At 72.9% G+C, this 16,191-nt stretch carries 17 protein-coding genes; 7 read left to right on the top strand and 10 right to left on the bottom strand.

Annotated elements, in window-relative coordinates; translation table 11 throughout:
• Positions 1-7 precede the first annotated feature (7 nt).
• From ACFV9M_RS15320 to ACFV9M_RS15310, 3 genes are read right to left on the bottom strand one after another with little or no spacing between them, the layout of a single operon-like run.
• Positions 8-1,210 (bottom strand): thiolase family protein, encoded by a 1,203-nt coding sequence (locus ACFV9M_RS15320; RefSeq protein ID WP_385075345.1) that lies wholly within the window; start codon positions 1,208-1,210, stop codon positions 8-10.
• On the bottom strand, positions 1,207-1,851 hold the full coding sequence (locus ACFV9M_RS15315; protein ID WP_385075348.1) for a CoA transferase subunit B: 645 nt from the start codon (positions 1,849-1,851) through the stop codon (positions 1,207-1,209). The genes ACFV9M_RS15320 and ACFV9M_RS15315 overlap by 4 nt, the downstream gene beginning before the upstream one ends.
• Positions 1,852-1,853: 2 nt before the next feature.
• On the bottom strand, positions 1,854-2,630 hold the full coding sequence (locus tag ACFV9M_RS15310) for a CoA transferase subunit A (RefSeq protein ID WP_385075349.1): 777 nt from the start codon (positions 2,628-2,630) through the stop codon (positions 1,854-1,856).
• A gap of 211 nt (positions 2,631-2,841) precedes the next feature.
• Here ACFV9M_RS15310 and ACFV9M_RS15305 point away from each other — a divergent pair, with 211 nt between their 5' ends.
• Together ACFV9M_RS15305 and ACFV9M_RS15300 are read left to right on the top strand one after the other, a co-directional pair.
• Entirely contained in the window at positions 2,842-3,306 is a 465-nt protein-coding gene (locus ACFV9M_RS15305) for a MarR family winged helix-turn-helix transcriptional regulator (protein ID WP_385075352.1), read from the top strand.
• Positions 3,307-3,450: 144 nt separating this feature from the next.
• Positions 3,451-4,641, top strand: coding sequence for a zinc-dependent alcohol dehydrogenase (locus ACFV9M_RS15300; protein WP_385075355.1), 1,191 nt, complete (start codon positions 3,451-3,453; stop codon positions 4,639-4,641).
• A gap of 143 nt (positions 4,642-4,784) precedes the next feature.
• Here ACFV9M_RS15300 and ACFV9M_RS15295 read toward each other — a convergent pair whose 3' ends face one another.
• Positions 4,785-5,870 carry an ATP-dependent DNA ligase gene (locus ACFV9M_RS15295; RefSeq protein ID WP_385075358.1) on the bottom strand — a complete coding sequence of 362 codons (1,086 nt, stop codon included), beginning with the start codon at positions 5,868-5,870 and terminating at the stop codon, positions 4,785-4,787.
• A gap of 74 nt (positions 5,871-5,944) precedes the next feature.
• Between ACFV9M_RS15295 and ligD the strand changes: the two genes are divergently transcribed.
• Together ligD and ACFV9M_RS15285 are read left to right on the top strand one after the other, a co-directional pair.
• The gene (gene ligD / locus ACFV9M_RS15290; protein ID WP_385075361.1) at positions 5,945-6,970 is read left to right on the top strand and encodes a non-homologous end-joining DNA ligase; all 1,026 of its coding nucleotides are present in this window, start codon (positions 5,945-5,947) and stop codon (positions 6,968-6,970) included.
• An 88-nt stretch (positions 6,971-7,058) separates the two neighbouring features.
• The gene (locus tag ACFV9M_RS15285; RefSeq protein WP_385075364.1) at positions 7,059-8,000 is read left to right on the top strand and encodes an ornithine cyclodeaminase family protein; all 942 of its coding nucleotides are present in this window, start codon (positions 7,059-7,061) and stop codon (positions 7,998-8,000) included.
• A gap of 19 nt (positions 8,001-8,019) precedes the next feature.
• Here the strand turns inward: ACFV9M_RS15285 and ACFV9M_RS15280 are convergent, their stop codons facing one another.
• Complete coding sequence (locus ACFV9M_RS15280; protein WP_385075366.1) at positions 8,020-8,145, bottom strand: hypothetical protein; 126 nt, start codon at positions 8,143-8,145, stop codon at positions 8,020-8,022.
• 152 nt (positions 8,146-8,297) lie between these two features.
• On the opposite strand from ACFV9M_RS15280, the gene ACFV9M_RS15275 reads away from it, so the two are divergent.
• On the top strand, positions 8,298-9,353 hold the full coding sequence (locus ACFV9M_RS15275; protein ID WP_385075368.1) for a LacI family DNA-binding transcriptional regulator: 1,056 nt from the start codon (positions 8,298-8,300) through the stop codon (positions 9,351-9,353).
• A 30-nt stretch (positions 9,354-9,383) separates the two neighbouring features.
• On the opposite strand, the gene ACFV9M_RS15270 is transcribed toward ACFV9M_RS15275, so the two are convergent.
• Complete coding sequence (locus tag ACFV9M_RS15270) at positions 9,384-10,175, bottom strand: VOC family protein (protein ID WP_385075371.1); 792 nt, start codon at positions 10,173-10,175, stop codon at positions 9,384-9,386.
• Between the two features lie 349 nt (positions 10,176-10,524).
• Between ACFV9M_RS15270 and ACFV9M_RS15265 the strand changes: the two genes are divergently transcribed.
• Positions 10,525-10,770, top strand: coding sequence for a WhiB family transcriptional regulator (locus ACFV9M_RS15265; RefSeq protein WP_385075374.1), 246 nt, complete (start codon positions 10,525-10,527; stop codon positions 10,768-10,770).
• A gap of 294 nt (positions 10,771-11,064) precedes the next feature.
• On the opposite strand, the gene ACFV9M_RS15260 is transcribed toward ACFV9M_RS15265, so the two are convergent.
• The 4 genes from ACFV9M_RS15260 to ACFV9M_RS15245 form a co-directional block, all read right to left on the bottom strand.
• Positions 11,065-12,039, bottom strand: a complete 975-nt coding sequence (locus ACFV9M_RS15260) for an acyl-ACP desaturase (protein WP_385075376.1) — start codon at positions 12,037-12,039, stop codon at positions 11,065-11,067.
• A gap of 224 nt (positions 12,040-12,263) precedes the next feature.
• Positions 12,264-13,040 carry a dimethylargininase gene (gene ddaH, locus ACFV9M_RS15255; protein WP_385075379.1) on the bottom strand — a complete coding sequence of 259 codons (777 nt, stop codon included), beginning with the start codon at positions 13,038-13,040 and terminating at the stop codon, positions 12,264-12,266.
• Positions 13,041-13,183: 143 nt separating this feature from the next.
• Complete coding sequence (locus ACFV9M_RS15250) at positions 13,184-14,806, bottom strand: ABC-F family ATP-binding cassette domain-containing protein (RefSeq protein WP_385075382.1); 1,623 nt, start codon at positions 14,804-14,806, stop codon at positions 13,184-13,186.
• Positions 14,807-15,071: 265 nt separating this feature from the next.
• Positions 15,072-15,485 (bottom strand): SsgA family sporulation/cell division regulator, encoded by a 414-nt coding sequence (locus ACFV9M_RS15245; RefSeq protein WP_385075385.1) that lies wholly within the window; start codon positions 15,483-15,485, stop codon positions 15,072-15,074.
• Positions 15,486-15,791: 306 nt separating this feature from the next.
• Here ACFV9M_RS15245 and ACFV9M_RS15240 point away from each other — a divergent pair, with 306 nt between their 5' ends.
• Positions 15,792-16,118, top strand: a complete 327-nt coding sequence (locus tag ACFV9M_RS15240) for a plasmid stabilization protein (protein ID WP_385075388.1) — start codon at positions 15,792-15,794, stop codon at positions 16,116-16,118.
• Positions 16,119-16,191: the final 73 nt, after the last annotated feature.

Below are 16,191 nucleotides of genomic sequence, written 5' to 3'. Positions count from 1 at the left end.
GCGATTCCTAGCGTTCGAGGACGAGGGCGAGGCCCTGGCCCACGCCGATGCAGAGGGTGGCGACGCCGATGCCGCTTCCGCGGCGGGCGAGCTGGTGGGCGACCGTGCCGGCGAGGCGGGCGCCGGACGCGCCGAGCGGGTGGCCGAGGGCGATCGCTCCGCCCTGCGGGTTGAGGATCCCGGGGTCGAACTCGGGCCACTCGGCCACACAGCCCAGCACCTGGGCGGCGAAGGCCTCGTTCAGCTCCAGCACCGACAGGTCACCGAAGCCCTTGCCGGCCTTGGCCAGCGCGCGGTTGACCGCCTCGACGGGGGCGAGCCCGAAGTACTGCGGGTCGATTCCCGACACGCCCGTGGCGCGGACGCGGGCGAGCGGCTCGCGCCCGGTGGCCGCCAGGCCCTCCTCGTCGACCAGCAGCAGGGCCGCGGCACCGTCGTTGAGGGGCGAGGCGTTGCCGGCCGTCACCGTGCCGTTCTCCGTGCGGAAGGACGGCTTCAGCCTGGCCATCGCCTCCAGGGAGGCGTCCGCGCGGACGCTCTCGTCGGCGGCGACGACCTGCGGGTCGCCCTTGCGCCGCGGGATCGTCACCGGCGCCAGCTCGGCGTCGAACAGGCCCTGCGCCTGCGCGGCGGCCGCCTTGCGGTGCGAGGCGAGCGCGAACTCGTCCTGCTGCTCGCGGCTGATCTTGTGCTTCTCGGCGATGAGTTCGGCCGACTCGCCCAGCGGGATCGTCCACTGGGGGTCCATCTTCGGGTTGACCATGCGCCAGCCGAGCGTGGTCGAGTACAGCTCGGTGTGGCCGGCCGGGAACGGCCGGTCGGACTTGGGCAGCACGTAGGGGGCGCGGGTCATCGACTCCACACCGCCGGCCACGGCGATCGAGGCGTCCCCGACGGCGATGGCGCGGGCCGCCTGGACGACCGCCTCCAGGCCGGAGGCGCACAGCCGGTTGACCGTCACGCCGGGCACGGAGGTCGGCAGGCCCGCGAGGAGGGCGGCCATGCGGCCGACGTTGCGGTTCTCCTCGCCGGCGCCGTTGGCGTTGCCGAAGTAGACGTCCTCGATGCGGGAGGGGTCCAGCTCGGGGGTGCGGGCCAGGAGTTCGCGGATGGCGTGCGCGCCGAGGTCGTCGGGGCGCACCGGGGCCAGGGCGCCGTTGTAGCGGCCGATCGGGGTGCGGACCGCGTCGACGATGTAGACGTCCTTCACTGCACTTCCTCCGTCAGGGTCACCTTGGCGTCGGTCTTCGCGACGATCTCGTCGGCGCTCACCCCGGGCGCGGTCTCGACGAGGACCAGCCCGTTCTCCGTGACGTCGAGGACGCCGAGGTCGGTGATGATCCGGTTCACGCAGCCCTTGCCGGTCAGGGGCAGCGCGCACTCGGTGACGATCTTCGGGCTGCCGTCCTTGGCGGTGTGCGTCATGACGACGATGACCGTGCGGGCGCCGTGGACCAGGTCCATCGCCCCGCCGATACCGGTGATCATCTTGCCGGGGATCGCCCAGTTGGCCAGGTCGCCGGTCTCGGACACCTGCATCGCGCCGAGCACGGCGACGTCGATGTGCCCGCCGCGGATCATGCCGAACGACAGCGCCGAGTCGAAGAAGGAGGCGCCCGGCAGGACCGTCACGGTCTCCTTGCCGGCGTTGATCAGGTCCGGGTCGACCTGCTCCTCGGTGGGGTAGGGGCCGGTGCCCAGGATGCCGTTCTCCGACTCCAGGATCACCTCCACGTCCGCCGGGAGGTAGTTCGGGATCAGCGTCGGCAGACCGATGCCCAGGTTGACGTACTGACCGTCCTGGAGTTCGCGGGCCGCGCGGGCCGCCATCTCTTCCCGTGTCCACGCCATGGTCAGGCCACCGTTCCCTCTGCCGGCGCGGAGACCGTGCGCCGCTCGATCTTCTTGTCCGCCGCCTGCTCCGGGGTCAGCGCGATCACGCGCTGCACGAAGATCCCCGGCAGGTGCACCGCGTCCGGCTCGATCTCGCCGGGCTCGACGAGCTCCTCGACCTCGGCGATCGTCACCCGTCCGGCCATCGCCGCGAGCGGGTTGAAGTTGCGGGAGGACTTGTTGAACACCAGGTTGCCGTGCCGGTCGCCCTTGGCGGCCCGGACCAGCGCGAAGTCGGTGCGGATACCCCGCTCCAGCACGTACTCGGTGCCGTCGAACTCCCGCACCTCCTTCGGCGGCGAGGCGAGCGCGACGCCGCCCTGCCCGTCGTAGCGCCACGGCAGACCGCCGTCGGCGACCTGCGTGCCCACCCCGGCCGGGGTGAAGAAGGCGGGGATGCCGGCGCCGCCGGCCCGCAGCCGCTCGGCGAGCGTGCCCTGCGGGATCAGCTCGACCTCCAGCTCACCCGCGAGGTACTGGCGGGCGAACTCCTTGTTCGCGCCGATGTAGGAGCCGGTCACCCGGGCGATCCGCCCGGCGGCCAGCAGCACCGCCAGCCCCGACTCCATCGCCCCGCAGTTGTTGGAGACGACGCTCAGAGAGCCGACCCCGCGCTCGTACAGCGCCTGGATCAGTACGTTCGGGACACCGCTCAACCCGAAGCCGCCCACCGCGAGCGACGCACCCTCCGGCACATCGGCCACAGCCTCCAGGGCCGTGGCGACCACCTTGTCCATCCGTGAAGCCCCATCCGTCCGAGCGCCCGAGTCGTAAATTAATCAGGGCACTGATTATTTCAGCGAGGTGTCCTTCACGCTGCCATCGGGGGAGCGAAGCGTCAAGACCTCGGTGAAAGTGCAGGTCAGATCACATTGGCCGTCCCAAGGCGGGTCCGGCTGCCGCACGGTATCGTTCAGTGCACCAACGAATACGATCTCGGGAGCGCACATGGCCGCGGTGGATCTCTCCTCCCACCCCGGGCACCTGGCCCGCCGGTTGCAGCAGGCGCACTACCTGCTGTGGAACACCATGGTTTCCGAGGAGATCACCTCACCGCAGTTCGCGGTGCTGAACGCGCTCGTCGCCGAACCCGGCCTGGACCAGCGCACCGTGGGCGAGCGGGTGGGCCTGGACCGCTCCACCATCGCCGAGGTGATCAGCCGGCTCGGCCGGCGCGGACTGCTCGACAAGGTCCGCGACCCGCAGGACGGCCGCCGCTTCCTGCTGCGCCTCACCGACGAGGGGCTGCGCGTCCACCGCAAGCTGAGCGTGCGCACGGCCCGGATGAACCAGGTCTTCCTGGCCCCGCTCTCCGCCGAGGAGCAGATCGTCTTCTTCGAACTCATCCGACGGGTCTCGGACGCGACCGAAGGGCTCCGCAATCCCGTGGAACCCGTCGTCACGCCCTCCTGACCTGCGGCGCCCCGGCGGACGCGTACCGGGTCCGGCCATCGCGCGGTTCGGGGCACCGCCGCCGGGTACCCGGGCGGAACCCAGGACCAGGCCCCCCGACACGGCGGGACCGACCCCGAAACTCGGTGGAGGGAGCGCGGCACGATGAAGGCAGTGACCTGGCAGGGGAAGCGGGACGTACGGGTGGAGACCGTGCCCGACCCGAAGATCCAGGAACCGACGGACGCCGTCATCCGCGTCACGTCCACCGGACTGTGCGGTTCCGACCTGCATCTCTACGAGGTGCTCACCCCGTTCATGACCCCCGGCGACATCCTCGGACACGAACCGATGGGCATCGTCGAGGAGGTCGGCCCCGCCGTCCCCGACCTGAAGGCCGGTGACCGGGTCGTGGTGCCCTTCCAGATCGCCTGCGGCGGCTGCTGGATGTGCCTGAACGCCCTGCCCACGCAGTGCGAGACCACCCAGGTCACCGGCGAGGGCATGGGCGCCGCCCTGTTCGGCTACACCCGCCTGTACGGCGCGGTGCCCGGCGGCCAGGCCGAGTACCTGCGCGTCCCGCAGGCCCAGTTCGGGCCCATCAAGGTCCCCGAGGGGCCGCCCGACGACCGCTTCGTCTACCTCTCCGACGTCCTGCCCACCGCGTGGCAGGCGGTCTCCTACGCCGACATCCCCGAGGGCGGCACCGTGGCCGTGCTCGGCCTCGGACCCATCGGAGACATGGCCTGCCGGGTCGCCCAGGTGCGCGGCGCCGGGCGGGTCATCGGCGTGGACCTGGTCGGCGACCGGCTGCGCCGGGCCCGCGCGCGGGGCGTGGAGACGTACGACCTGCGCAACTTCGACAGCGAGAAGGAACTGGTCGCCGCGATCCGCGACGAGACCGACGGCCGCGGCCCCGACGCCGTGATCGACGCCGTCGGCACCGAGGCCCACGGCAGCGCCGCGGCACGTCTCGTCCAGAACGCCTCCGCCCTGCTGCCGCGCAAGCTCAGCGGCCCCCTCGCGGAGCGGTTCAGCGTCGACCGGCTCGCCGCCCTCCACACCGCCATCGAACTGGTGCGGCGCGGCGGGACGCTCTCCCTGGTCGGCGTCTACGGCGGCATGGCCGACCCGATGCCCATGCTCACCCTGTTCGACAAGCAGATCCAGATCCGGATGGGCCAGGCCAACGTGCGCCGCTGGAGCGACGACATCATCCCGTACCTCACGGAAGAGGACCCCCTCGGCGTCGACGACTTCGCCACCCACCGGCTGCCGCTGTCGGAGGCTCCCAAGGCGTACGAGATGTTCCAGCGGAAGCGGGACGGCGCGGTGAAGATCCTCATGACGCCGTGAGGACGCCGTCGTGAGGACGCCGCCGTGAGGACGCGGCTGTGAGGACGCCGCTGTGAGGCGCGCACCCGGAGGTCCTCTGGCGGCCTCCTCTGGCGGCCCCCGGGTGCGCGCCTCGGAACGCGTCTCAGGAGGGCGAACGCGTCTCAGGAGGGCGGTGTCCGGGGCGGTGTGCCGAGGATCTCCGCCAGGTCGTAGCGCACCGGCTCCTCCAGCTGCGCGTACGTGCAGCTCCGCGGTGTCCGGTCCGGGCGCCAGCGGCGGAAGCGGGCCGTGTGCCGGAAGCGCGCGCCGTTCTCCATGTGGTCGTAGGCCACCTCGGCCACCCGCTCCGGTGCCAGCGGCACCCAGGACAGGTCCTTCTTGCCCGACCAGCGGCTCGGCGCGCCGGGCAGCCGGGCCGTCTCGTGGGCGGCCTCGTCCGACCAGGCCGCCCACGGATGGGCCGCGGCGTCCGCCAGGCGCAGCGGTTCCAGCTCCTCGACCAGCTCCGCCCGGCGCTTCATCGAGAACGCGGCGGAGACCCCGACGTGCTGGAGGACGCCCCGGTCGTCGTACAGGCCCAGCAGCAGCGAGCCCACCACCGGGCCGCTCCTGTGCAGCCGGTAGCCGGCGACGACCACGTCCGCCGTGCGCTCGTGCTTGACCTTGAACATGGCCCGCTCGTCCTGGAGGTACCGCAGGGTGAGCGGCTTGGCGACCACCCCGTCCAGGCCCGCGCCCTCGTACTCCTCGAACCACTGCCGCGCCACCTCGACGTCCAGGGTCGCCGGCGCCACGTGGACGGGCGGCGTCACCCCCTCCAGCGCCCTGGTCAGCAGCGCCCGCCGGTCGCTCAGCGGCACGTCCAGCAGCGACTGGTCGGCCAGCGCCAGCAGATCGAACGCGACGAAGGAGGCGGGGATCCGCTCGGCGAGCGTGCGCACCCGCGAGTCCGCCGGATGGATGCGCTCGGTGAGCGCGTCGAAGTCCAGCCGTCCCTCCCGCGCGATCACGATCTCGCCGTCCAGTACGCACCGCTCGGGCACCCGCGCCAGGAGAGCCGCGACGAGCTCCGGGAAGTACCTGGTCAACGGCTTGCCCGTACGGCTGCCCAGCTCGACGTCCATCCCGTCGCGGAACACGATCGCCCGGAACCCGTCCCACTTCGCCTCGTACTGCATGCCGGGCGGGATCGCCGTCACCGACTTGGCGAGCATGGGCTTCACGGGAGGCATGACGGGCAGATCCATGCTCCGATTCTGCTCGGTCGATGCGGGTATCGCCCGGTATGCGTGCTGTGCGAGGTACGCCTACCGTGGCTCGCATGGGTGACGCGGTGGAACTGGAGGCGGGCGGCCGGACCGTACGGCTGTCCAGCCCGGACAAGGTCTTCTTCCCGGAGCGCGGTTTCACCAAGCTCGACCTCGCCCGCTACTACCAGGCGGTCGCCCCGGGCATCCTGCGCGCCCTGCGCGACCGCCCCACCACCCTGGAGCGCTACCCGGACGGTGTGACCGGCGAGTCCTTCTTCCAGAAGCGGGCCCCGAAGGGCATGCCCGACTGGATCCCGACCGCGCACATCGCCTTCCCCAGCGGCCGCACCGCCGACGAGATGTGCCCGACCGAGGAGGCGGCCGTGCTGTGGGCCGCGCAGTACGGCACCCTCACCTTCCACCCCTGGCCCGTCCGCCGCACCGACGTCGACCGCCCCGACGAACTCCGCATCGACCTCGACCCGCAGCCCGGCACCGACTACGACGACGCCGTGCGCGCCGCCCACGCACTGCGCGAGGTGCTCGACGAGTTCGGCGGGCTGCGCGGCTGGCCCAAGACCTCCGGCGGCCGCGGCCTGCACGTCTTCGTGCCGATCGAGCCGCGCTGGACGTTCACCCAGGTCCGGCGTGCCGCCATCGCCGTCGGCCGGGAGATGGAACGCCGCATGCCGGACCGGGTCACCATCAAGTGGTGGAAGGAGGAACGCGGCGAACGCATCTTCATCGACTACAACCAGACCGCCCGCGACCGCACCATCGCCTCCGCCTACTCCGTCCGCCCCCGCCCGCACGCCCCCGTCTCCGCCCCCCTGCGCTGGGAGGAGGTCGGCCGGGCCCACCCCCGCGACTTCGACATCGCGACCATGCCGGCACGGTACGCCGAACTGGGCGACGTGCACGCCGACATGGACGACCACGCCTACTCCCTCGACGCGCTCCTCGACCTCGCCGCCCAGGACGAACGCGACCACGGACTCGGCGACCTGCCGTACCCGCCCGAGTATCCGAAGATGCCGGGCGAACCCCGACGGGTGCAGCCGAGCCGCGCGAAGAAGGACCGGCCGCCGGCCCTCTGACGCTCCCGACGTCCCGACGTCCCGACGTCCCGGTCCCGCACGAGGGCCGCGCCCTCCGGGACGCACGGGCACCGGGGATCATGGGGACATGACCCTTGTCCTGACCCGCGGTGACCTGGAGACGGTGCTGGACCCCGAGGCCTGCCTGGCCGCCCTGGACGAGGGCTTTCGCCACGCGGACGGGGAGAACCGGCCGCCGGGCCGCCGGATCCGCACCGACCTGCCCTTCCCCGGTACGGCGACGGCGCTCATCCCGGGGCTGCTGCCCGGTATCGAGGCGTACACCGTCAAGGTCAACGCCAAGTTCCCCGGGGCCCGGCCCGCCCTGCGCGGGGTGATCTGCCTGCACGGCGGACGGGACGGCGAACTGCTCGCCCTCCTCGACTCCGCCACGGTCACCGCCTGGCGGACCGGCCTCGCGGCGGCCCTCGGCACCCACGTCCTGACCGGGCGGGCCGACGGCACCGTCGGGGTGGTCGGCGCGGGCGCCCAGGCGGAGCTGGTGCTGCGCGGACTGGCCGTCCTGCGCGGGCGGCGCGCGCTCGTCGTCCACGACACGGACGCCGGCCGGGCCGCCGCGTTCGCCGCCCGGCACGGCGGACGGACCGCGGAGTCGGCCGCGCGGGTGGCCGCGGCCGCCGACGTCGTCCTGCTGGCGACCTGGTCGCGCACACCGCTGCTGCGCCTGGCGGACACCCGCCCCGGGCAGCACGTCACCAGCCTCGGCGCCGACGAGCCCGGCAAGCGGGAACTCGCCCGCGACCTGCTGGAGGCCGCGCTGCTCGTCGTCGACGACCGCGGACCGGCGGCGGAGATGGGCGTGCTGGCCTCCGCCGGTCTGCCCCCCGAGGCCGCTGCCGCCACCCTCGGCGAGATCCTGCGCGGCGACCACCCCGGGCGCACGGCCCCCGCCACCCGCACCGTGTACGCCCCCGTCGGCCTGCCCTGGCAGGACCTGGCACTCGCCTGGCTCGCGTACGAGCGGGCCGAACGGGCGGGCGTCGGACGGCGGATCGACCTGCTGGCCTGAGGACCGGCCGGCGTCCCGGTCAGCCGACGCCTACACGGAGCAGCCAGTGGGCGCGGCCGAAGGCGTCGACGGTGCTGTGCAGGACGGTGCGGTCCCGGTACGGGCGGGGCAGCCGCGCGTACCGGGTCAGGAGGTCAGCGGCCATGGGCCTTCCGTGTCGCCATGCGGTGATCCTCGCCGGGCCGGCGCCGCGGCGCAAGCCGCTTTCCGGGCGGCGGGGAGCGCTCTCAGCGCGCTCCGGCCCGCGCCCTGCCGCGCGACTATCCTGTCCCCCAGCCGCCGAGGAGGAGCCCCGCAGTGACCGAGACAGCGCCGCGTCCCACGCTGGAGGCCGTGGCCGCGCGGGCCGGGGTCTCCCGGGCCACGGTCTCACGGGTCGTCAACGGCGGGGACGGTGTGCGCAAGCCCCTCGCCGAGCGGGTCCGGCAGGCGGTGGAGGAACTCGGGTACGTCCCCAACCAGGCAGCCCGCAGCCTGGTGACGAAGCGGCACGACGCCGTCGCCGTGGTCATCGCCGAACCGGAGACCCGGGTCTTCGCCGACCCCTTCTTCGCGCTGCAACTACGCGGCATCAGCAAGGAACTGACGGCCCACGACAACCAGCTCGTGCTGCTGCTCACCGAGGGCCGCGACGACCATGCCCGGGTCGCCCGCTACCTGGCCGGCGGCCATGTCGACGGCGCCCTCGTCTTCTCGCTGCACCTCGACGATCCGCTGCCCGGGCTGATCCAGGGCGCCGGCGTGCCGACGGTGTTCGGCGGCCGCCCCGGCTGGAGCGACGGCACCCGCGACGTGGTGTACGTCGACAGCGACAACCGCGGCGGCGCCCGCGCCGCCGTCCGCCACCTGGCCGGCCTGGGGCGCGGCCGGATCGCCCACCTCACCGGTCCCCTCGACCAGACCTCCGCGGCGGACCGGCTGGAAGGGTTCCGGGACGTCGTGGGCGACACCGATCCACGGCTCGTCGTGGAGAGCGACTTCACCTTCGGCGGCGGTGAGCGGGCGATGCGGGAACTCCTCGGCCGCCGCCCCGACGTCGACGCCGTGTTCGCCGCCAACGACCTCACCGCCTCGGGTGCCCTGCGCGTCCTGCGCGAACGCGGACTGCGCGTGCCCGAGGACGTCGCCGTGGTCGGCTTCGACGACATGCTGCCCGTCGCCGAACAGACCGACCCGCCGCTGACGACGGTCCGTCAGGACATCGAGGGGATGGGCCGGATCATGGTCCGCCTCCTGCGCCGCGGCCTCGACCCCCGCACGCACCACGCCGGACCGGACGACGGGTCCGACGCCGACGCCTCACCGTCCGGTGTGGTCCTGCCGACCACACTGGTGCGCCGCGCCTCGGCCTGACCGCCGCCGGGCCCGAATCCCGCGCCGCGCTCACCTCTGCCGCGGCGCGGTCCTGATCACCGCGAAGCGGGCCCCGTCCGGGTCGGCGAGACGGGCGATCCGGCCGACGCCCTCGATGTCCGTGGCGGCCAGCCGCACCGCGCCCCCCAGCTCCCGCGCCGTCCCCACCACCGCGTCCACGTCCATGACCTCGAAGTACGGCAGCCAGTACGCCCCCGACCCCGCCTCCGTGGGATCGTCGGCCGGCGGGACGACCCCGCCGAACGCGTCGTCCTCCCCGGCGCCCGCCGGACCGACTTGGGTGTAGGTGCCGCCGGGGAGGGACACGGCCGAGGTCTCAAGGCCCAGGGCGGCGTGGTAGAAGGCGGCGGCCGCGGCCTCGTCCGGCGTGTGCAGCTCGACCCAGCACAGCGCGCCCGGCGCTCCCGCCACCTCCAGGCCCTCCAGCCGCGCCGGCTGCCAGACGCCGAACGGCGCGCCCGCCGGGTCGGCGAGGATCGCCATGGTGCCCTGGTCCCTCACCTCCATCGGCGGGAAGACCACTTCGCCGTGCGCCTGTTCGGCCGCCCCGCACGTGGCCTCCGCGTCCGGTGACCGGAAGTACACCGTCCAGGACGGCGTGCCCTGCTCGGGCGTGGTCTGCATGCCGCCCGCCGCGATGCCGCCGCCCAGCCGGAAGAAGCCGTAGCCCCCGGCGTCCGGCCCCGCCGACTCGAACCGCCAGCCGAGGAGGGCGCCGTAGAAGGCGGAGGCGCGCCCGATGTCGGTCGCACCGATGTCGATCCAGTTCGGAGCGCCGTTGACGAAACGGGTGGTGAGCATCTTCGCCCTCCTCGTCGAAGTCCCGCCGATGCACTGCCGAGTCTCGCACCGCCCACCGACAAACGCCGCCGGAGCCCGACGGCGGAGCCCGACGGCGGGAGGGCGGGTGGGGGCGCCGGCGGGCGGGCCGGAGACGATCCGGGGGACTCACCGGCGGGGGCGCCGCCGTGCCCCGGTCGCCCGGTCGCGCCCGGCGCGGGCGCCGCAACCTCTTCGTTCGCCGCACTCCCGCGCGCCGCCGTGCGCCGCGGCCCGTGGCGGGGGCACCATCAGGGCGCCGGAGGCCCTGCCGCGCCGCGTATAGCCGGCGTTGATCGAACGTTTTTCGCCGCTCGCCACGATGCTCGCCATGTACACCGACACCACATCGACGCCCGATCTCACCTGGCAGCGGGAGGCGCTGTGCGCGCAGACCGGAGCGGACTTCTTCTTCCCGGAGCCCGGCAGCTCGGTGCGGGAGGCCAAGCGCATCTGCGCCCTGTGCGACATGCGCCCCGCCTGCCTCGAGTACGCCCTGGCCAACGACGAGCGCTTCGGCGTCTGGGGCGGCCTGTCCGAGAAGGAACGGTTGCAGCTGCGGCGCGCCTCGTACTGAGCCCGCGAGAGCCGAGCGACCACATCGCGGGGGTGTGGTCAGGAGCCGGCTACGCGGGCCGTGCGGCTGCGGTGCAAGGCGGCATGGTGCAGCGGACCGCGGACCGCGGACTGCGGACTGCGGACTGCGGACCGTGGACCGTGGACTGCGGACCGTGGACTGCTGACCGCGGACTGCGGACCGGAAACCGGGGACCGCGCGCCGTGAACCCGGACCGCGGAACGCGGACGGCCCGCACCGGGAGATCCGCTCCCTGTGCGAGCCGTTCGCCGTGCGGCGGCGCAGAGCCGTGTGTCAGCCGGCGGCGCGGGCCGCCATGCGCGCCTTGCGCGCCGCCAGCTTCTCGTCGAACTTCAGGGCCTCGGCGTCCAGACCGCCCATGAACAGGCCGAGTTCCTCCTGCGCCTTCTGCCCCTCGGGGCCGAGGCCGTCGATCTCCATGACCTTCAGGTGGCGCAGCACGGGCTGGAGGACGTCGTCGTGGTGGATCCGCAGGTTGTAGACCTCGCCGATCGCCATCTGCGCCGCGGCCCGCTCGAAGCCGGGGATGCCGTGGCCGGGCATCCGGAAGTCGACCACGACGTCCCGCACGGCCTGCATGGTCAGGTCGGGCGCGAGTTCGAACGCCGCCTTGAGCAGGTTGCGGTAGAAGACCATGTGCAGGTTCTCGTCGGTGGCGATGCGGGCCAGCATGCGGTCGCAGACCGGGTCGCCCGACTGGTGGCCGGTGTTGCGGTGCGAGATGCGGGTGGCGAGCTCCTGGAAGGCGACGTAGGCGACCGAGTGCAGCATCGAGTGCCGGTTGTCGGACTCGAAGCCCTCGCTCATGTGGGCCATCCGGAACTGCTCCAGCTTGTCCGGGTCCACGGCGCGCGAGGCGAGCAGGTAGTCGCGCATCACGATGCCGTGGCGGCCCTCCTCCGCCGTCCAGCGGTGCACCCAGGTGCCCCAGGCGCCGTCCCGGCCGAACAGGGTGGCGATCTCGTGGTGGTAGCTGGGGAGGTTGTCCTCCGTCAGCAGGTTCACCACGAGGGCGATCCGGCCGACCTCGGTGACCTTCGACTGCTCCTTGTCCCAGGCCTCGCCGTCCTCGAAGAAGCCGGGGAAGTTGCGGGCGTCGCTCCACGGCACGTACTCGTGCGGCATCCAGTCCTTGGCGACCTGCAGGTGCCGGTTCAGCTCTTTCTCGACCACTTCCTCCAAGGCGTACAGCAGCCGGGCGTCGGTCCAGACGGAGGGGCTGCCGAGGTGCGGGGAGGCGATCGTCACGGGTACTCCAGGGGACGTGATGCAGAGCGGAAACCGTCCGGCGGTACGCCGGAACTTACGGGATCGTAGGCTACGAAGCCGTAGGTTACGAAGCCGTAGGTTAAGTACGCCGTAAAGATCGCTGATCAGCCGCTCTCCGGCAGGCCCCGCCGGGCGTGTCCGGGCATGCCGAACGGCCCCGGATCCGCAGGTCCCGGGGCCACCGCGGCGATCCGGCCGGCCGGTCAGGCGTACAGCTCCCGCAGGCGCACCGAGAGGCACGTCACACAGCCCTCGAGCTTCTCGAACTCGCTGATGTCGACCACGACGGGCTCGTACCCGAGGTCGGCCAGCAGGGCGGCCGTCCGCGGCGCGCTCGCCGCCATCAGCACCTTGGGGCCGCCCAGCAGCACCACATGGGCGCCGGCCTCCTCGGGCACCGGCAGGAAGCGCGGGAACAGCGACGGCCGGTCCACCTTCGGGATGTGGCCGATCACCGTGCCGTCCGGCAGCGCGGTCACCGCCGACTTCAGATGCAGCACCTTGCTCACCGGTACGGCCACGACACGCGCCCCCAGCGGTTCGAAGGCCTCCCGCACCTGCTGGACGCCGGCCGCGTCGGTCCGGCCGCCGCGGCCGACGTAGACCGTGTCGCCGACCTTCAGCACGTCACCGCCGTCCAGGGTGCCCGGCTCCCAGATCCAGTTCACCGAGCAGCCCAGCCGGGCCACGGCCTCCTCGACGCCGGCGGTCTCCGCACGCCGGGACTGCGCGCCGGACCGCGTGATCAGGGCGACGTTCCGGTACATGACGACCGTGTCCTCCACGAACACGGCGTCCGGGCAGTCGTCGGCCGGGTCTACCTCGACGGTCTCCCAGCCGTGCGTCCGCAGGGCCTCGGCGTACGCCTCCCACTGCTCCTCGGCGAGCCCGACGTCGACCTTCTCCCGCTCGAGGTGCGTCACCAGGCCTTCGGCGAGGCGCGGGCCGGGGCGGCGGATGAGGGCCTTCTTGCTGGGCACGTCCGGAATCTTTCGCATCGGTGGTGGTCAGGGCCGTCCCTGACCGGCGCCCCTGACGCGGCGCCGGTCAGCCATCATGCAGGGCCGGTCCACCGGGGCCAAACCCCCGTTACCGGCCTGTGCCCCTCCTGAGACCCGCGGGCCTACGCGGGATCCGCCAGCTCCCGCGCGGACGTCTCCCGCAGTTCCCCGTCCAGCAGCAGCCAGCGGGTGATGCCGATCGACTGCAGGAACGGCAGGTCGTGACTGGCCACGAGCAGCGCTCCCTCGTACGAGGCGAGGGCCGTGGTGAGCTGGCGCACGCTCGACATGTCGAGGTTGTTCGTCGGCTCGTCCAGCATCAGCAGCTGGGGTGCCGGCTCGGCGAGCATCAGGGCGGCCAGGGTGGCCCTGAACCGCTCCCCGCCGGAGAGCGTCGCCGCCTTCCGGTCGGCGCGCGCGCCGCGGAACAGGAAGCGGGCCAGCCGGGCGCGGATCCGGTTGACGGTGGCGCCGGGCGCGAACCGGGCCACGTTCTCGGCGACCGTCAGCTCGCCGTCCAGGACGTCCAGGCGCTGCGGCAGGAACCGCAGCGGCACGTGCGTGCTCACCTCGCCCGCCACCGGCGCCAGCTCCCCGGCGATGGTCCGCAGCAGGGTGGTCTTGCCCGCCCCGTTGCGCCCGACCAGCGCGACCCGCTCGGGCCCGCGCAGGTCGAAGCCGCCCGCCACGCGCGCACCGTGGGCCAGGCGCAGGTCCCGGAGCGTGAGCACGTCGCGTCCGGCAGGTACGGTCGTGTAGGGCAGGTCGACGCGGATCTCGTCGTCGTCGCGTACGGCGTCCACGGCCTCGTCGAGCCGCTCCCTGGCCTCGGCGAGCCTCTCCTCGTGCAGGATGCGGTGCTTGCCCGCGGACTCCTGGGCCGCGCGTTTGCGCGCCCCCATGACGATCTTCGGTTCGCGCTTGCTGTCCGCCATCTTCTGGCCGTACCGCTTGCGGCGGGCCAGTTTGACCTGGGCGTCGGCCAGTTCGCGTCGCTGTTTGCGCAGGTCGGCCTCCGCGACGCGCACCATCCGCTCGGCGGCCTCCTGTCCGGTGGCGAGGGCCTCCTCGTAGGCGGAGAAGTTGCCGCCGTACCAGGTGACCTCGCCGGCGTGCAGATCGGCGATCTGGTCGACGAGCTCCAGCAGTCCGCGGTCGTGGCTGACCACGATCAGCACGCCCGGCCAGGACGCCACGGCCGTGTACAGCCGGCGGCGGGCGTACAGGTCGAGGTTGTTGGTGGGTTCGTCGAGGAGCAGGACGTCCGGGCGGCGCAGCAGCAGCGCGGCCAGGCGCAGCAGCACCGACTCGCCGCCCGACACCTCGCCGATGGTGCGGTCCAGGTCGACGTGGCCGAGTCCGAGCTCGCCGAGGGCTGCCAGGGCGCGCTCCTCGACGTCCCAGTCGTCGCCGACGGTCTCGAAGTGCTCCTCGGACACGTCACCGCCCTCGATCGCGTGCAGCGCGGCCCGCTGCGCGGCGATGCCGAGGGCTTCGTCGACGCGGAGGGAGGTGTCGAGGGTGACGTTCTGCGGCAGGTACCCGACCTCGCCGGCCACGCGGACGGCACCGTGGGCGGGGGCGAGTTCCCCGGCGATCAGCTTCAACAGGGTGGACTTGCCGGAGCCGTTGGCTCCGACGAGTCCGGTGCGGCCGGGGCCGAAGGCGACGTCGAGCCCCTCGAAGACGGCGGTGCCGTCCGGCCAGGCGAAGGAGAGGGAGGAACAGGTGGCGGAACTGGACAAGTGGGCCTCGCGGTTGCGTGTGCGGTCAGGGCAACGCGTATCGAGACACCGGGGGGCGACCACTGCGAGAGCGGGTTGCGCGGGCATGCGCGGAGCCCTGTTGCGCAAGGACGGCTCGGACGGCCGAGGTCGCACGCGACGCCCACCCCGTCGAGGGGGTGGCGCGGTGTCTCAGGACCTCAGACGAGCAACGTCCTACTCCGATCGGCGGCAACAGAAGCGTTTCCCACCGTAGGAGCGGGTGCGACGGCGGTCAACGCATTATTCACGCGTCCCGCATCAGCTCCGCCAGGTCGTGGTCGAGGTCGAGGTGGAGGTGCTCCAGGCCGGCCGGCACCAGGTCGCTCGTGGCCCGCAGGAAGCGCCGGATCTCCGACGAGTGCACATGGACGACCGCGGTGCCCTCCGGCGCGCGGAACTCCAGGACCGTGCGGTCGTAGCCGTAGGGGCGGACGTGGACGTCGCCGTGTCCCTCGGCGTCGTGCAGACCGGCGGCGAGCAGATCGCGGGCGAAGGTCCAGCAGACGTCCACGCCCTCCAGGGTGGCCGGGGCCGGAAAGGTCATGCGGACCGCGAAGGGATCGCGTCGGTCGTAGCGCAGGGTGGCGGGGATGTTCGGCATCCGGGGCGCGGCGGCGACCAGGCGGGCCTCGACGGGCTGCTCGATGACGGTGGACAACGCCTTGCTCCCTCGTGACGGCGGGACGAACTTCCGGGACGGTGGGCCGGACACTGGAAGAGACGCCGGAACCGGCCGATCCGTGCGCACGGAATGCGAGTGACCTCGGTCACCGCCTTTCATGCACGGGAGTGACCGACTTCTCCTCCCGCGCCCGCCAGGGCGGTTGAGGCCGGTGGGGCGGAGTGCGAGACATCCCGGTGGGCGACCGGTGACGCCGGCGGGGATTTCCGAGGACCGAGGCCGGTCGGTGCGCCGTTTCGGGGTACCCGTCCCGTCGGGAGCAGGCGAAAGGAGTGAGCGCACATGCCACGCGGTTCCAGTCCCAAGCGGGAGCGCCAGTACGAGCACATCAAGAAGAGTGCGCAGGACCGGGGGGAGAGCACCGACCGGGCGGAGGAGATCGCTGCCCGCACGGTGAACAAGGAACGCGCCCGTTCCGGTGAGTCGAAGACCGCCGGCCGCACCTCCACGCACGACATGTCGTCCGGCAAGCGCGGTGGCCAGCGGTCCGGCAAGGGCTCGCAGGGGCCCACGTACGACCAGCTGTACGAGGAGGCCAAGCGGCGCGACATCCACGGCCGTTCGGACATGAACAAGAGCCAGCTCCAGCGGGCCCTGGGCAAGGACTGACCCGGCCGCCCGGCCGCCCGGCCGCCCGCCGCCCGGCCGCCCGGCGGCACGTTCGCGGGCCGGCCCGGGGAGC

It is taken from the genome of Streptomyces sp. NPDC059895, assembly GCF_042731035.1.
Taxonomy (GTDB): Bacteria; Actinomycetota; Actinomycetes; order Streptomycetales; family Streptomycetaceae; genus Streptomyces.
Note: the sequence above shows the minus strand (reverse complement) of the source record. Positions and strands in the feature narration are given on the sequence as shown.

What these genes read in the sequence shown, in the direction of transcription:
- ACFV9M_RS15315 (WP_385075348.1), bottom strand. Translation starts at nt 1,851, where the DNA reads ATGGCGTGGACACGGGAAGAGATGGCGGCCCGCGCGGCCCGCGAACTC.
- ACFV9M_RS15310 (WP_385075349.1), bottom strand. Translation starts at nt 2,630, where the DNA reads ATGGACAAGGTGGTCGCCACGGCCCTGGAGGCTGTGGCCGATGTGCCG.
- ACFV9M_RS15305 (WP_385075352.1), top strand. Translation starts at nt 2,842, where the DNA reads ATGGCCGCGGTGGATCTCTCCTCCCACCCCGGGCACCTGGCCCGCCGG.
- ACFV9M_RS15300 (WP_385075355.1), top strand. Translation starts at nt 3,451, where the DNA reads ATGAAGGCAGTGACCTGGCAGGGGAAGCGGGACGTACGGGTGGAGACC.
- ACFV9M_RS15295 (WP_385075358.1), bottom strand. Translation starts at nt 5,870, where the DNA reads ATGGATCTGCCCGTCATGCCTCCCGTGAAGCCCATGCTCGCCAAGTCG.
- ligD (WP_385075361.1), top strand. Translation starts at nt 5,945, where the DNA reads ATGGGTGACGCGGTGGAACTGGAGGCGGGCGGCCGGACCGTACGGCTG.
- ACFV9M_RS15285 (WP_385075364.1), top strand. Translation starts at nt 7,059, where the DNA reads ATGACCCTTGTCCTGACCCGCGGTGACCTGGAGACGGTGCTGGACCCC.
- ACFV9M_RS15280 (WP_385075366.1), bottom strand. Translation starts at nt 8,145, where the DNA reads ATGGCCGCTGACCTCCTGACCCGGTACGCGCGGCTGCCCCGCCCGTAC.
- ACFV9M_RS15270 (WP_385075371.1), bottom strand. Translation starts at nt 10,175, where the DNA reads ATGCTCACCACCCGTTTCGTCAACGGCGCTCCGAACTGGATCGACATC.
- ACFV9M_RS15265 (WP_385075374.1), top strand. Translation starts at nt 10,525, where the DNA reads ATGTACACCGACACCACATCGACGCCCGATCTCACCTGGCAGCGGGAG.
- ACFV9M_RS15240 (WP_385075388.1), top strand. Translation starts at nt 15,792, where the DNA reads ATGCCACGCGGTTCCAGTCCCAAGCGGGAGCGCCAGTACGAGCACATC.